At 72.8% G+C, this 14,120-nt stretch carries 15 protein-coding genes; 4 read left to right on the top strand and 11 right to left on the bottom strand.

Going from position 1 to position 14,120, the window contains the following annotated elements; genetic code table 11:
• The first annotated feature begins 3 nt into the window (after nt 1-3).
• Complete coding sequence (locus tag L3i22_RS39610; RefSeq protein ID WP_221322590.1) at nt 4-609, top strand: class I SAM-dependent methyltransferase; 606 nt, start codon at nt 4-6, stop codon at nt 607-609.
• Here L3i22_RS39610 and L3i22_RS39605 read toward each other — a convergent pair.
• The 6 genes from L3i22_RS39605 to L3i22_RS39580 form a co-directional block, all read right to left on the bottom strand.
• Nucleotides 583-1,599 (bottom strand): hypothetical protein, encoded by a 1,017-nt coding sequence (locus tag L3i22_RS39605; protein WP_221322589.1) that lies wholly within the window; start codon nt 1,597-1,599, stop codon nt 583-585. The two genes, L3i22_RS39610 and L3i22_RS39605, sit on opposite strands and share 27 nt — an antisense overlap.
• Before the next feature lie 48 nt (nt 1,600-1,647).
• Nucleotides 1,648-2,199, bottom strand: coding sequence for an AAA family ATPase (locus L3i22_RS39600; RefSeq protein ID WP_221322588.1), 552 nt, complete (start codon nt 2,197-2,199; stop codon nt 1,648-1,650).
• Nucleotides 2,200-2,278: 79 nt separating this feature from the next.
• Nucleotides 2,279-2,734 carry a hypothetical protein gene (locus L3i22_RS39595; protein ID WP_221322587.1) on the bottom strand — a complete coding sequence of 152 codons (456 nt, stop codon included), beginning with the start codon at nt 2,732-2,734 and terminating at the stop codon, nt 2,279-2,281.
• Nucleotides 2,735-2,829: 95 nt separating this feature from the next.
• Nucleotides 2,830-3,825, bottom strand: coding sequence for a glycoside hydrolase family 6 protein (locus tag L3i22_RS39590; protein ID WP_221322586.1), 996 nt, complete (start codon nt 3,823-3,825; stop codon nt 2,830-2,832).
• Nucleotides 3,826-3,842: 17 nt separating this feature from the next.
• Entirely contained in the window at nt 3,843-4,565 is a 723-nt protein-coding gene (locus L3i22_RS39585; RefSeq protein ID WP_221322585.1) for a hypothetical protein, read from the bottom strand.
• Complete coding sequence (locus L3i22_RS39580) at nt 4,558-5,121, bottom strand: RNA polymerase sigma factor (protein ID WP_221322584.1); 564 nt, start codon at nt 5,119-5,121, stop codon at nt 4,558-4,560. Before L3i22_RS39580 ends, L3i22_RS39585 begins: the two co-directional genes overlap by 8 nt.
• A gap of 51 nt (nt 5,122-5,172) precedes the next feature.
• Between L3i22_RS39580 and L3i22_RS39575 the strand changes: the two genes are divergently transcribed.
• Both L3i22_RS39575 and L3i22_RS39570 read left to right on the top strand, forming a co-directional pair.
• Nucleotides 5,173-6,375 (top strand): YncE family protein, encoded by a 1,203-nt coding sequence (locus tag L3i22_RS39575; protein WP_221322583.1) that lies wholly within the window; start codon nt 5,173-5,175, stop codon nt 6,373-6,375.
• A gap of 51 nt (nt 6,376-6,426) precedes the next feature.
• Complete coding sequence (locus L3i22_RS39570; RefSeq protein WP_221322582.1) at nt 6,427-7,860, top strand: GGDEF domain-containing protein; 1,434 nt, start codon at nt 6,427-6,429, stop codon at nt 7,858-7,860.
• 9 nt (nt 7,861-7,869) lie between these two features.
• On the opposite strand, the gene L3i22_RS39565 is transcribed toward L3i22_RS39570, so the two are convergent.
• The 5 genes from L3i22_RS39565 to L3i22_RS39545 form a co-directional block, all read right to left on the bottom strand.
• The gene (locus L3i22_RS39565) at nt 7,870-8,700 is read right to left on the bottom strand and encodes a HEAT repeat domain-containing protein (RefSeq protein WP_221322581.1); all 831 of its coding nucleotides are present in this window, start codon (nt 8,698-8,700) and stop codon (nt 7,870-7,872) included.
• A 72-nt stretch (nt 8,701-8,772) separates the two neighbouring features.
• Complete coding sequence (locus tag L3i22_RS39560) at nt 8,773-9,126, bottom strand: hypothetical protein (RefSeq protein WP_221322580.1); 354 nt, start codon at nt 9,124-9,126, stop codon at nt 8,773-8,775.
• 388 nt (nt 9,127-9,514) lie between these two features.
• Nucleotides 9,515-9,712 (bottom strand): hypothetical protein, encoded by a 198-nt coding sequence (locus tag L3i22_RS39555; protein ID WP_221322579.1) that lies wholly within the window; start codon nt 9,710-9,712, stop codon nt 9,515-9,517.
• A 184-nt stretch (nt 9,713-9,896) separates the two neighbouring features.
• Nucleotides 9,897-11,846, bottom strand: coding sequence for a galactose oxidase early set domain-containing protein (locus L3i22_RS39550; protein WP_221322578.1), 1,950 nt, complete (start codon nt 11,844-11,846; stop codon nt 9,897-9,899).
• Nucleotides 11,843-13,531, bottom strand: coding sequence for a glycosyltransferase family 2 protein (locus L3i22_RS39545; RefSeq protein WP_221322577.1), 1,689 nt, complete (start codon nt 13,529-13,531; stop codon nt 11,843-11,845). Before L3i22_RS39545 ends, L3i22_RS39550 begins: the two co-directional genes overlap by 4 nt.
• A gap of 281 nt (nt 13,532-13,812) precedes the next feature.
• On the opposite strand from L3i22_RS39545, the gene L3i22_RS39540 reads away from it, so the two are divergent.
• Entirely contained in the window at nt 13,813-14,088 is a 276-nt protein-coding gene (locus L3i22_RS39540; protein WP_221330378.1) for a hypothetical protein, read from the top strand.
• Nucleotides 14,089-14,120 lie beyond the last annotated feature (32 nt).

The raw sequence follows: 14,120 nt of genomic DNA, 5'->3' as shown, positions 1-14,120 counted from the left end.
CGGGTGACACGTACCCAGGGTGACGCCGTTCCGCCGGAGGCGTCCTTCTCCCTCGACCATTTCATCGGCCTCTACGAGGCCAAGGACGACCCCTGGGACAATGCCAGCAAGTGGAGCGACCAGCGCAAATACGCGGTCGCCATGGCCAGTCTGCCCCGGCCGCGCTACCGCCGCGGCTACGAGCCGGGCTGCGCGGTGGGCAGGCTCACCGTGATGCTCGCGGCGCGCTGCGACGAGATTCTGGCCGTCGACTGCGTCGACGAGGCGGTGGTCCAGGCCCGCTCCCTGGTCACCGACATTCCTTCGGTACGGGTGGAGCGGGCGCTCCTGCCCGCCGAACTCCCGGACGGCACGTTCGACCTGGTCGTCATCGGCGACCTGCTGTACTACCTGTCCGCCGCCGACCTGCGGACGATGCTGGACGGCGTGCTGGCCCGCCTGGAACCGGGCGGCGACCTGCTCTCGGTCCACTTCCGCGACCGGGAGAACCCGGGCAACTACGACGGCTTCAACGTGCACGCCGAGATCGCCGCCCGCCCCGGCCTGGAGCGGCTGATCCACCACGAGGACGAGTGGTTCGTCCTAGACGTCTTCCGGAAGGCCGGCTAGCGCCCAGAGGTGCACGGCGGTGTCGTCGCGCGCGACCGTGCACCAGGTGCCCGGGCCCACCGGCCGGGGCGGGCCCCACACCGGGAACGGGTAGGCCACCGGCCCGCGCGCGGTCATCGTGCCCAGGTCGATCAGCCAGTGCTCCGGCTCGTCGACCTCGACCTCGACGCCGGCCAGCGCGACGGTGTCCCAGGGGACCGCGCCGGCGTACTCCCAGATCTCCTCGTCGTCGTCCTCGGCGTCCGCCCGCCGCAGCTCGGCGCCGTCCACGGCCCGGTACAGGCCCAGCGACGACTGCTCGACGTCCACGGTCAGGAAGTGCTCGCCGGACGGGCTGACGTCGAGCAGCACCTCCCCCGGGAGGCGTGTCACGGTCAGGGTCCCGCCGGCCCAGCGGCCCCACAGCGTCGGCGCGTCCTCGTCGCCGGTGCCGATGCTCAGCCCCATGAACGCCGGATCCGGATGCGCGACGTGCCAGGACATCGAGCCGACGGTCATCGTGTCGGCCCGCGCCAGCACCGTCCCGTCCCCGGCGTCCAGGACCAGCCACTCCTCGCCGTCACCCTGGTTCGCGCGGACGTGCGCCCAGACCACCCGGCCGTCCGCGGAGAACGCCGCCGACCCGCTGTCGGCCGTGGCGTGGTAGTGCTCGCCGGCGTATTCGTCGAAGGCCTCGTGGGCCACCTCGCAGACGGCCGCCGACCAGCAGCCGTGCCGCAGCTCCCAGCGGACCGCGCCGGTGACGTCCACGGCCCGGATCGCGTGCACCCCACCGAACACCGCGAGATCGCCGCCCGGGGAGACGGTCACCGAGCCGTAGTCGCGGGGCCAGGGCGCGGGGAAGCGCCGCTCCGGCCGGATCCCGTCGAGATCCCGGACGACCAGCTCGGCGTCGCCGCGCTGCACGAGCAGGGTCCGGTGGATGATCTCGGGCGCGCCGGCGGCACCCAGGGGAGCGGTCACGGTCGCGACGAGGCGGGCATCAGGCACGCCACACCGTAATCCTCCGTCGCGCCGCGCCCTGAGCTGGGGCGACGGTCACAGCAGCGGGGCTAGTCGGGTGGTTTCGCGGACCAGTCGGGCGGCGGTCTCCCGCGGGGTCAGCGTGGACGTGTCGAACCACCAGCAGAGGTGGCCGAGCTGGGCGCGCATGTCGGCGTCGAGCTGGTCGTAGCCGTCGAACTCGAACCGCTCGTCCGGGTCGCGGGTGGCGTTGCGGTGCCGGCAGACCGCCGCGCCCGGGGCCAGGACGACCAGCCGGACCGGCCGTGGGGCCAGCAGGCCGCACAGCTGGTCCAGTTCGGCCCGGTCGGCCACCACGGTGTCCATCAGCGCGGTGAAGCCGAAGTCGACGAAGTTGGCCGCGAGCGCGCCCATGTTGCGGTTGCACAGGTCGCCCTGGCGCAGGGCCTCGTCCGCGGGCTCACCCAGGAAGCCGACCCGGCCGCTGCGGATCATCTCGTTCACGGCGTCACCTTTGACCTGGGCGGCCCGGGGCAGCAGCCGGGCGGCCAGGCCGGTCACCGTGGACTTCCCGGCACCCGGCATGCCGGAGACGATCACGCAGCCGGTCAGCTCATCAGCGGTCATGGATGGAAGATTGCCGGAGACGCGCCGCCCGGCCAACCGATTTCCCCGGACCGCCGGCGAGCCCTGTCTGCCGATTCGGTCAGTCGCAGGCGCCGTAGTGGGCGGCGCGGAAGTGCTTGGTGACGTCGGCCGGGACGCCGGGGCAGATGTCGCCGGTGCCGCTGGAGAGGACCGACCAGTCGCCGGCGGTGTACTTGAAGACGTAGTACTCCTCGTCGGAGATCTTGTTCTCCGGCGTCGTGGCCGCCGCGTAGTCCCGGTAGCAGACGATCTTCTCGAACGCGATCTCCGCGGTGTTGTCGCCGGCTTTCTTCCGGACCGCGGGCTGCAGGTCGTCCGAGGTGACCGGGCAGGCGGCGCGCGTGGTGGCGGTTGTCGTCGCGGTCGCGGCAGGCGTCGCGCCGGCCGTGGGCCGGGCCGAGGTGGCGCCCGGGGCCGGCGCCGCGCCGGCGGTGTCCCCGGTGGAGTCGCAGGCGGCGGCGCCCAGCGCGAGGCCGGCGGCGGCGATCAGAAGGGCAAGGTTGCGTGCGGACATTTTCGGTCTCCCCGTGTCGGTGCGGTGTGGTGACCAAAAATCTAGGGGACCTTGCGGGATCGGAGATCACCGATTCGTGCCACCGTCCGGACGGGTCAGCCGGTGGCCAGATCGAGGGCGTACTCCGGCCACCACCGGCCGGCCTCCGGGGCGCCGCCGCCGCACGCGCCGTCGGACTCGCCGGGGCGTTTCACCCACAGGTAGGCGTCGACCCGGGGCTGGCCGGTCTGGGTGGTCGGCGCCGGACCGAGGGCGCGGCCGGGCGGGTTGCACCAGTGGCCGTCCCCGGACCCCTCGGTCTCGGCGGGGCCGTTGCCGTTGCGGCTCGTGTCGATCACGAAGTGCTTGCCACCCAGGTGATCCGAGATGGCCGTACCGTAATCGAGGTTGGCTTTGGTGGTTTCGAAGTTGGCGACGTTGAGGCTGAAACCGTCCGCGTCGGCGACCCCGGCCTTCCGCAGCGAGTCGACGACGCGATCGATGTCCTTGATCCAGCCCGGATTGCCGCCGTCGAGGTAGACGCGCACCCAAGGATCCGCCTTGAAGGCCCGGATGGCCTCCCCGAGGAGCTGATAACGCTCCGTGGCGGCCGATTCCGAAAGACAATTCTGCAGTACGTGCGTGACCGCGTCCGGCTCCAGCACGACGAGCGCCGGGGAGCCGTTCACCGCGGCCGCGAGCTGGGCGATCCACTGGCGGTAGGCCTGCGCGTCGGGCGCGCCGCCGCCGGAGTGCCCGCCGCAGTCCCGTTGCGGAACGTAGTAGGCCACCAGCACCGGGGTCCGGCCGGCCGCCTGCGCGGCGGTGACCAGGTCCCGGGCCTTGTCGGCGAAACCCGGATCGGCGTCGGCGAACCAGACCGCGGTCGGCGCGTCGGCGATCCGCTGCACCGCGGTGGCGTCGGCGGTCCGGCCCTCCGCGGTCCACTGCTGGACCTGGGCGACCGCCGGCCCGGACGGCTGCACGTAGAACTGCTCGACGGACGCGGACGGGCTGGCCGTCGTCGGGGCGGGCCGGGGGGCGGGGTCGTCGGAGCAGGCCACCAGGGCCAGGCTGGCGACGACGGCCAGGACCACGAAACGAACTCTCATATCCCCTTCAGCGCTGGTCAGCGCACCGACCGGGCGACGTCGAGGGCTTCGGTGAGCGTCGGCAGTCCCTCCAGCCGGTAGGTGACGCCCCCGGAAGCCCAGATCAGCGTCGGCCCGGCGAGGCGGGCGGTCTCGGTCCTGGTCACGCCGTCGCGGCCGACGTACGTGACCGGGTGCGGCGCGGCCAGCCAGATCGCGCTGTCGCCGAGAGTCACCCACTCCGCGTTCGGAGCGGTCTTCAGGAACGCCGGCTCCAGCGTCCCGTCGAACTGGTCAAAACGCACCGTACCGCCCCGGTAGACGAGCGAGACCACACGCGGCGCGCCGTTTTTGTCCGAATCTGCCAGAAGCACCCGGTCGGGCGACCCCAGCGCCGCCGGCGCCGTCACCGGGAAGAGCGCGACCCGCCGGGCCTGGTCGAGGTCCGCGCTCCGGATGGACGGAATCGGACTCGGCGTGGCCGGCAGCGGTCCGCGCGGCGTCTCCTGCCGCAGCTCGATCCCGGCGATCCGGCGGATGGCGCCGAGCACGGCGGCCCGGGCCGGCGAGATCACCGCCACGGCGAGGACCAGGGCCGCGACGATCGCGGAAAGATAAAAACGGCCGCGATGCCGGCGCGGTGCCGGGCGCGCGAGGCGACTCCGGACCGCGGCCCGCTGATCAATTGCTTCCGGTACGGCGATGGCCCGCCCCAGCTCGCGCAGCTCCGCGACGAGGTCGTCGAACTCCTGATCAGGCACCGGGCACCCCCTCCGCCGGGATCCGGTCGCGCAGTTTGCCGAGCGCCCGTGCGGTCCGCGACTTCACCGTGCCGCGGGGCAGCCCGAGCGTCATCGCGGTCTCCGCCTCGGACAGGTCCAGCAGGTAGCGGCAGACCAGCACGTCCCGGTCGCGCGCGTCGAGCGCCCGCAACTGGTCGAGCAGGAACCGCCGCCGCTCCCCGGCCACCGCGGTCTCGGCCGGATCCGGCTCGTACGGCTCGGGGCCGGCCCGCACCCCGGCCCGCTGCAGCACGCCGTCGCGCCGCCGCCGGGACCGCACCAGGTTGCGGGTCTCGTTCGCGACGATGGCGAGCAGCCAGGCCTTGAACCCGGCGTCCCCGCGATAGCGGCCGAGCTGCCGGTACGCCTTCACGAACGCCTCCTGGACCACGTCGTCCGCGTCCGCGCCCGCCCCGAGCAGCACGGCGGCCCGGTGCGCGGGCGCGGTGCAGTGCCCGACCAGGATCTCGTAGGCGTCCAGATCCCCCGCACGCGCCCGGGCCACCACGGCCGCCTCGTCTGCCACCACATCCATAGGACACCACTGATCGGGAACCGGTTCCCCATCGAGTGGTGTCACCGTGACATGACGACTCGCCGGAACTTCCTCGCCCTCGCCGGGGCGACCGGGCTCGCCCTGGCCGGATGCCGGGACACCCCGGCGCTCGCGACGACCACGCCGGATCCGCTCCTCGCCGACACCGGCCGGGGGCTGGTGCGGCTGACGCCGCGGGGCGCGCAGGAGTACGGGCCGGCGGCGGTGCTCAGCAGTGACGGGGGGCGGCTCGCCGTCGTACGGGAGCAGCAGTTGTCGCACGTCGTGACCGGGACCGGCGGGACGACCGGGACCACCCGCCTGGCCGCCGGCTGGCTGCCCCGGGCGGTCTCGCCGGACGGCCGCGCCTGCGCCCTGACCCGGACCCCGGCCGCGGTGGTCCCGTCCGGTCGCGCCCGCACCCCGCTGCTGGTCGTGGTCGACGGCGCCGCCCGCGAGTACGACCTGCCCGGGGTGGTCGAGCCGGACGCGTTCAGCACCGACGCCGCCGGCCTGTTCGTCCTGCAGTGGCTGCCGGCCGGGCAGCCCGACCACTATCGGGTCCGGCGGCTGGAGCTCGCGACCGGGCGGTTGCAGCCGCTGAACACCCGGGACAAGGTGCCGGTGCCGACCGGGGCCGAGGAGGAGATGCGCGGCGAGGGGCGGCAGGCGGTGCTGACCGGGAACGGACGGTTGCTGCTCACGCTCTACACCCACCAGCCCGGGCACCGGCACACCCGGGACCTGCTCTCCGGGCGGCCCGGCAACGCGCACGCGTTCGTGCACGTGCTGAACCTGGCCGAGGGGTGGGCGTACTGCCTGGACCTGCCGCACCCGTTCGGCGAGGGGCCGGCGGACGGGCACGCGATCGCGGTGGACGGTTCGGGGGCCGCGGTGGTGGACAGCGGGAGCGGGCGGCTGGCGTACGCGGATCTGGAGTCGCTCGCCGTGGACCGGGTCGGGGCGGCGCCGGTGCCGGGCGGGGCGGCGTCGCTGGTGCTGGCGGCCGGGCGCCGGGTCTTCGCCGGCGCCGGGGACCGGATCCTGGTGCTGAGCCGGGATCACGACGGGGTCGAGGCGAGCCGGCCGGTGCCGGGGCCGCTGCGCGGGCTCGGGCTCAGCGCGGACGGCGCCCGGCTGTACGCCGGGGTGCCCGGCGGGGTGCACTGGTTCGACGCCGCGACCGGCGCCGCGCTCGGCAAGGTCGCCGTCGAGGGGTTGACCGGGCTGCGAAAAGTCCTGACGCCCGGGTAGGCGAACCGGATACGTCTTAGGTTCGGCCGGTCGCGGCCGATCAGGGCGCACGTGCTGCTCCGTTGCTACGCCGTGGTCACCACCGCCCTGGTGGCGACGTATCTGGCGTGGCCGTTCGAGCTGCGGCAGTGGCCGTTCCTCGCGGTGACGCTCGGCGCGGTGCTGCCGGCCGTCGTCCACGCGCTGCGCCGCGCCCCGGCCGGCGCCCGCGCGCCGTGGTGGCTGATGCTCGTCGCGATGACGTTCTACAACATCGGCAACGTCATCTGGATCTGGCTGGCGACGGTCGGTGGCCGGGCCAGCGGGGACGGCAGCCTGGCCGAGGTCTTCTACTCCGCGGGCGGACTGTTCCTGCTGGTCGCGGCGGTCGCGCTGGTGCGGCTGCGGGGCCGTGGCGACGTCGGCGGGATCATCGACTCGGTGATCACCGCGGTCGCGGCCGGCGGGGTGCTCTGGGACGCGCTGCTGTGGCCGGCGATGACCGCGCAGCACCAGACGCTCGGGCGGCAGGCGTCGATGTTCGCCGGCGTGATGATGATCAGCGGGACGCTCGGCGCGATGCTGCGGGTCTCGATGGCCGGCGGCCGGTCGTGGTCGGTGCGGTTGTTCACCGGCGGGGTGGCGCTGACCCTGGTCGGGGACGTGGCGTCGGTGCTGGCCGTGGACTCCGCCGGGGCGCGCGCCGACTGGACGAACATGGTCTACCTCGCGGCGTACGCCGCGCTCGGCTGCGCGGCCGTGCACCCCTCGGTCCGGGCGGTGATCAGTCCCGGTCAGGCGCCGCAGGACGACCTGAGCCGCGGCCGGATGACGTTCCTGGGCGTGATGCTCGCGCTGACCCCGCTGGTCGGCGGCGGCCGGGCGATGCTCGGGCTGCCGGTCGACGGCACGCTGATCGCCCTCTCGTCGGCCGCGGTGGTCCCGCTGGTGATGGTCCGGATCGCCCGCCTCGCCGACCAGCGCCGCGCGGCCGAGCAGGCGCTGCACCACCTCGCGACCCGGGACGGCCTCACCGAGTTGCCCAACCGGGCCGCCTGCCTGACCCACCTCGGCGACCTGCTCGGCGCCGCCGGCGGGCCGGGCGACGCCGGGATCGCCGTGCTCTTCTGCGACCTGGACGGGTTCAAGCCGGTCAACGACCGCCTCGGGCACGCCGCCGGCGACGAGCTGCTGATCGCGGTCGCCGCCCGGCTGCGCGGCTGCGTGCGGGAGAACGACCTGGTCAGCCGCTTCGGCGGGGACGAGTTCGTGCTGATCTGCCGGGGCCCGGACGCGGTCGAGGCGGTCACCGGCCGGATCGCCGCGATGACCGCCGAGCCGTTCCGGACGGCCGGCGAACAGGTCCGGATCGGGATCAGCGTCGGCGCCGCCGAGGCCCACCCCGGCGACACCGTCGACGCCCTGATCCGCCGGGCCGACCTGGCCATGTACGAGGCGAAGAAGTCCAAGCGGGTCGGCACCCTGAGCCTGGTCCTGGCCGCCTGACGCCGTACGTCAGGAAGTCGGGGTCTCGGTCTCGGTCTTTTCCCGGCCGGCGATGGCGGCCTGGATGCGGCGGAGCGTGCGCAGGGCCTTCTTCGCCGCGGTGCGCACCTCCCCGTCGAAGACGGTCACGCCGCGGTCCTCGGCCATCAGCCGCTCCAGCGCCGGGACGGCCCGATCGTCGCCGGTCGAGCCGAGCGCGACGGCGGCCCAGTACCGCTGGTCCGGGTCCGGGCTGTCGGTCGCGGCCAGCAGCCGGGGCACCACCTCCGGCGTGAACAGCGCGAGCGTGCTGGCCAGATAGCCGATCCGGGGGAACCGCCGGTGCTCGAACTCGTGCCAGAGCGCCTCCAGCGCCGCGTCCCCGCCGATCTTGGCCAGGGTGTCGGCGGTCCGCTGGCGCAGCCAGTCGGCCTGGTCGCCGAGCAGCGGCCGCAGCGCGGGCACCACCGAGGCGTCACCGAGCTGCCCGAGCGCTGTCACCGTCTCGCCCCGGACGATCCACTGCGGGTGGTCGAGCAGCGTGACCAGTTGCGGCACGGCGGCCCGGATGTCCATCGCCGCGCAGCCCATCACGGCCCAGGCCTGGCAGTTGTACCGGGTGTCGCCGAGCGCGGCGAGCAGCGGCTCGGCCAGGCCGGCGTCGGCGAAGACCTCCGCCTGGTTCATCGCCCGCGAATACAGCGACCGGTGGAAGTCCGGATAGTCGCGGACGAGTACGTGCAGCGCCGCGATCGCCGACTCGTCCTCGTGCGCCCTGGCCCGATCGAGCAGGCGGTGCACGTGTGCCTCGCGGGTCTCGAGCGTTCCCGATCGAAGGCCTTGCAGGTCAGCGGGATTCACCGGCCGAACCATACCCGGCGCCGCCCGATGCCCCCGGACCCGGCCGCTACCGGATCATGGCGCGCGGTGCCGTCACCGGCCGGAGCGCCGCGAGTCCGGGCGGCCGTGGTGCGCGGGGCCGGACCGGCGCGGCCGGGCCGGCGGGCCGGTCGGGTTGTCCACGGCGCCCGGGCTGGAGAACACCACCGGGGGAGCCACCGAGCGCACGTCCGCCGACGGCGGCCACTGGGTGGCGACCAGCTCGACCCCGCTGACGCCCGCCGACGAGGAGTGGTGATCCAGCATCCGCTGGGCCTGGTCGGCGTCGATGCCCCGGGCCGGGTCGATGCGCACCCCGGCGGCATCGGCCAGGTCCTCGATGTCCTCGGTGGTGACGGCGGGGCCGAGCGTGCTGAGCCGACGGGCGAACTCCTGCACATCAATCATCTGCAACTACTTTCCTTCAGATCGTAGTGACACAGCGTAGCCGCCGTGGTAGTAGGCCTGTACCGGAGGCCCGGGGCGGCGTGCGGTCCGGTTCGCGGGCCGGGAGTTCGGCGCCGACCGCGATTCCATCGTCGTGTCGGCCGCGCGAGAAAAATTTAGCGCGCGACGATGCGGGCCCGGCACCCGCCCGGTCGGTACCGGCAGCGGGTCGTCCTGGTCGGCCCGCGGGGTACGGCGGGACTGCCGGCGCCGGCCGCGGTCGGCGTCGCGCTCGGCGGCGGGGTGGCTGTTCGCCGCGGTGACCCTGGCGTTTCTGGAGCGGGAGAGTGGAACGCCGGGCGGCGGCCGCACCCGGGTGGGTGCGGCCGCGGCCTGGACTGCTTGCCGGTCAGCCGCTGCGGCGGTTGCCGTACTGGCGGGGGCTCGGGGTCGTGCCGGAGCGGCCGTGGACGTGGGTCCCGGTGTCCCCGGTGTGCTTGGCGGTCGACTTGCCCTTGGCCCGCCGGGTCGCACGGTTCTCGAAGGGCTGCTCCTCGGCTTCCCCTTCGGCGTCGGCGGTGGGAACGTCGCCGGTGGCGTCGGTCATGGTGTCTCCTCGTGCTGCTCAGGACCGGACGGGTCGCCGCGGGTCGGAAGCGCGGCCGCCCGGATAATCAGACGGTAGCCTGCAGCCCGGCCCGAACCGGGAGCGGCTGGGGGAAAACGGCCGCGCGTGGCGGGCGGCCACGGCCCGGGCGTGGGCCCGGGCCGTACCGTCGGCGGATTTTGATCTAAGAGACGTGGACCCACCGGGCGGGGGAGGGGACGCCCTTGGTGTCGGTGACGAAGAGCATGTACCAGCCCGGCGGGATCAGGCCCTTCTCCTTCGGGATCTGGACCATGACGCCGCCCGCGGTGCGGCGCAGCGGCAGCGCCACCGAGCGCTGATCGACATCGGTCGCATGGGTGACCGCGGCCGGGCGGATCAGGCGGGCGGTCTCGATCCGGGCGGCGTCCGGGGTGGCGTACTGGACGACCGCGCCGCGGGCCACCTCGGCCGGGCCGTCGACGATCGCCGGGCGGGCGCCCTTGAACAGGTACGGCGGGCTGTAGATCTCGATGCGTTGCTCGAACACGCCCGGGTTCTTGCCGTCGCGGTCGTAGATCGGGTCGCTGCCCATGGTGATCACCCGGCCGTCCGGCAGGAGTAGCGCCTCCGAGTGGTAGTCGCGGCCGACCGTCGGCGCGGCCGCGGTCCGGAAGACGTTCGCGCCCACGTCGTAGATCTGCGCGGTGAGCAGGTCGCTGCGGGTCTGCCCGTGGTACGGCCCGCCGCGGTAGCCGGCCGACCCGCCGCTGGTGAAGACCGTGTCGTCGGGCAGGACCACGGTGTTCAGGTAGCGCGTCGGATGCGGCAGGTCCGGCCCGGGCTCCCAGACCGGGTGCTTCGCGGCCAGGTCGGCGATCGCGGTCCGGGCGGTGGAGACCGGGGAGTCGCCGACCGCGCCGCCGCCGAGGATCATCACCCGCTGCTTCTGGGCCGGCGGGAGCAGCACCGACGCGCTGGTCTCGGTCATCGTCGCGTCGCGCAGGCCGGGCACCGGCTGGAAGTCGTTGGTGCGCATGTTCCACAGCCCGGGGGTGCGGCCCTCGCTCGCCGAGCCGTACCCGGCGTTCGAGCCGGAGAAGAACAGCCGCTCGTCGCGGGCGACGAACAGGGCCGGGTAGGTGGGGAAGACCCGGGTCAGCTTCGGTGCGGCGACCCAGCGCTTGTCCTTGGCGTAGTAGACCTCGTTACGGCCGGGCAGCATCCGGCCGAACTGATCGAGACCGGACACGGCGATGACGTTGCCGCCGGGGAGCGGGGCCAGCGTCGGGTACCAGCGGTGGTCGGTGAGGTTGCCGGTCCGGACGTACTGCTCGGTCTTGGGGTCGAACTCGTACGAGGTGTTGTCCCCGCCGTACTCCTGCTTGTCCCGGCTGATCTTGTCGGCGACGCCGTAGAGGTTGCGCGCGGCCGGCCCGGTCAGTCCCTCGATCCGGTACTGCGCCGGCTGCTCGATCACCTGCGAGTCCCCGGCGATCAGCGCGTCGGCCCACACCTCGACCTCGCCGGCGTGCACCATGGTCTGCCCGTTGTGCCGCATCTTCATCGCGACCGGCACGGTCACGTCGGTGCGGGTCGCGTACCGCCTGCCGTCCGGGGCCAGGAAGACCGTGCCCTTCTTGATCAGCCGGGGCCCGCCGTCCGGCGACTCGTTCTTGATCTTCATGACGCCGGCCGCGAACTTGATGTTCTCCGGAAGTACCTCGTAGGACTTGGTGCCTCCCGCGACCAGCAGGTTGCCGTCGGCGAGGAACGTGTGGCCGCCGCAGAACATGTCGGTCGGCGTCGGGACCAGCGAGTACTTGTCGGTGGCCGGGTCCCACAGGATGGTCTTGAAGGTGCCGGCCTCGAAGTTCTGCCGGTTGTTCCCGGAGCCGGCCACGATCAGCACCTTGCCGGTGCTGAGCAGGGCCGCGTGGATCGCGTTGATCTTGAACTGGTCCGGGACCGCCAGCATCGACCAGTGGCCGTAGGTCTCCTTGTAGGCGGGCCGGTCGATCCGGAACTCGTGGTAGCGGTCCGCGGCGAAGACCACGATCGGGCGGTTGGCGGCGAGGATCGCCGCGACGGCGGGGAGCACGGCCAGGCCGCGGAGGAGGCGGCGGGCCATGGTGGGCTGGGGTCGGGGGATCATGCGTACGTCCTAATCGGCTCTTTTGTTCGTTGGTGGGGAATTCGCGCGGGGGCCGGCGCAGGTCGCCGGCCGAACGCCCAGAGCACGGGCGGGGCCAGGCAGATCGCCAGGTTGACCGTCGGCCAGAGCCACATCAGCCCCTGGGTGCGACCGGTGACCACCGCCGTGACCAGCAGCACCGCGAAGAACGCGGCCCAGTTCAGGTGCGCCCGGAAGGTGGCGATCCGGTCCGGGCTGGCCGAGTCGCCCTTCGGGGTGACCACGAAACCGGCCCGCTGCCGCAGCAGCGTCTGCCGGAACGAGGCCACGTAGACCGGCGCGCACAGCGTGGAGAGCAGCATCCCGGCGAACCCGGAGGAGCCGGCCTCCTCGTGCGGGCTGACGTTGTGCCGCCGGTTCCACAGGTAGAGCCCGACCTGGAACAGTGCCGCGTCGACGTAGAGCATCGACCAGACCTGCTGCGGCACCTGCACGCCGCGCACGCCGAGCACGATGTGCCCGACCGCGGTGGCGGTGCCGAGCAGCCACGCGATCGCGGTCAGCGGGTAGTACGCCATCAGCAGCCCGTAGTGCAGCGACCGGCGCACGCCGAGCTTCGGGACGCGCTTCCAGAACCCGGCCACGCAGACCTCGTCGGTGCCGCGTGACCAGCGGTGCTGCTGGCTGAACAGGTCGGTCCAGGAGGACGGCCCCTCGCCGACCGCGAGCACGTCCGGCGTGTAGACCGAGCTCCAGCGCCGGCCGGTCGCCGGGTTGCGGGCCGCGTGGATCGCCAGGCTGGTCGCCATGTCCTCGGTGATCGAATCCTGCAGACCCCCGACAGAGCGAAGAGCCTTGATGCGTACGGCGTTGTTCGTCCCCACCAGCATCGGCGAGCCCAGTTTGTTGCCGGCCCGCTGCAGCAGCGAGTGGAACAGGTACTGCTGCGACTCCGCCCACCGGGTGACCAGGTTGTCGTAGTTGCCGTAGATCTGCGGGCCGACCACGAACGCCACGTCCGGGTCGCGGAAGTAGCCGAGCAGGCGCTCGCAGAACGACGGCAGCGGGACGTGGTCCGGGTCGACCGAGACGAACACGTCGTACTCGTCGCCGTGCCGGTCCATCCAGGCGTTGTAGTTGCCGTGCTTGGTCCGGGCCTTGAAGGCGCCGCCTTCGGCGTTCCACCTGGGTACGCCTTTCCGGCTGAAATGATGCGCCCCGACCCGCTTGCACATGTCCTTGACCTGGTCGTCGTCACCCTCGTCGAGCAACCAGACGTCCGGCGAGCCGTAGATCCGCAGGGCGGCCCGCAGGGTGCCCTCGACCATCTCGATCGGCTCCTTGCCGGGCACGATCGTGGTGAGGAAGGCGACCCGCAGCCCGCGCTCCGGCGGCACCGGCACCGGGTCCCGGGCCCGCAGCGTGGCCAGGCACAGGGTCACCACGTTGACCAGGCGGAACAGTTCGATCAGGGTGATCGCCGCGATCATGATCGTGGTCGGCGCGGCGAGCCCGCCGGACAGGTCGGCGGAGGTGAGCAGCCAGCCGAAGAACGTGGCCTCACAGGTGAACGCGAAACCCGCGATCAGGAGGCTGCGTACCGGGCGATGGTGGGCCAGGCGCTTGAGCCGGACCCGGTAGTCACCCTCGGGGGCCGGATCCGCGGATCCGGCGAGACGGCTGAAGCTGTCGTAGTCGTAGGGCATCGTGCTCCCTGAGCAATGTGGACAGACGGCCCGGTTGCGCACAGCACGCATTTAGTGTGTTTTAAGCGGTGAACCGGATTTTCCGGGCACATCTGGACAGTAGCCAGTGATCACCAGTCGTGGACATCCCCCGTACCCGATCGGGGAGCCGTTCGGGGGAACGCCCGGATCCGGGCTTGACAGAGATCGTCCGGAAACCGTGAACCGATACGCCCTGTGATCCGTTTGCTTTGACAAGGCGGACGAATTCGGCCCGCTCAAGATTCGACAAGGCGGTGGCGATGCTGATCCTCTTCCTGCTCATCCTGGTCCTGGTCGCCGCCTGCGTGCTCGCAGTGCGGGGGGTCCGCGCCGAGGCACGCAAAGCGGAAGAACCGCTGCTCGTGCCGGAGGCCTTCTTCGCTCCGGCGAGCCTGGAGGGCGTGCTCTGTACCCAGCTGATGGACGGCGACATCACGCGCCGGCAATACCTGCGATCGATGGAGGGCATCGCCGCGCGCGACGAGGAACGCCATCCGCTGGTCGTTCCGTGGCACCTCGGCGCGGGCGAGGAGTGACGCAGCGCGACGAATCCGGAAGGTGAGCCCGG

Origin of the sequence: Actinoplanes sp. L3-i22 (assembly GCF_019704555.1) — a bacterium.
Lineage (GTDB): Bacteria > Actinomycetota > Actinomycetes > Mycobacteriales > Micromonosporaceae > Actinoplanes.
The sequence above is the reverse complement of the archived record's forward strand: the minus strand, read 5'-3'. Positions and strand labels throughout refer to the sequence as shown.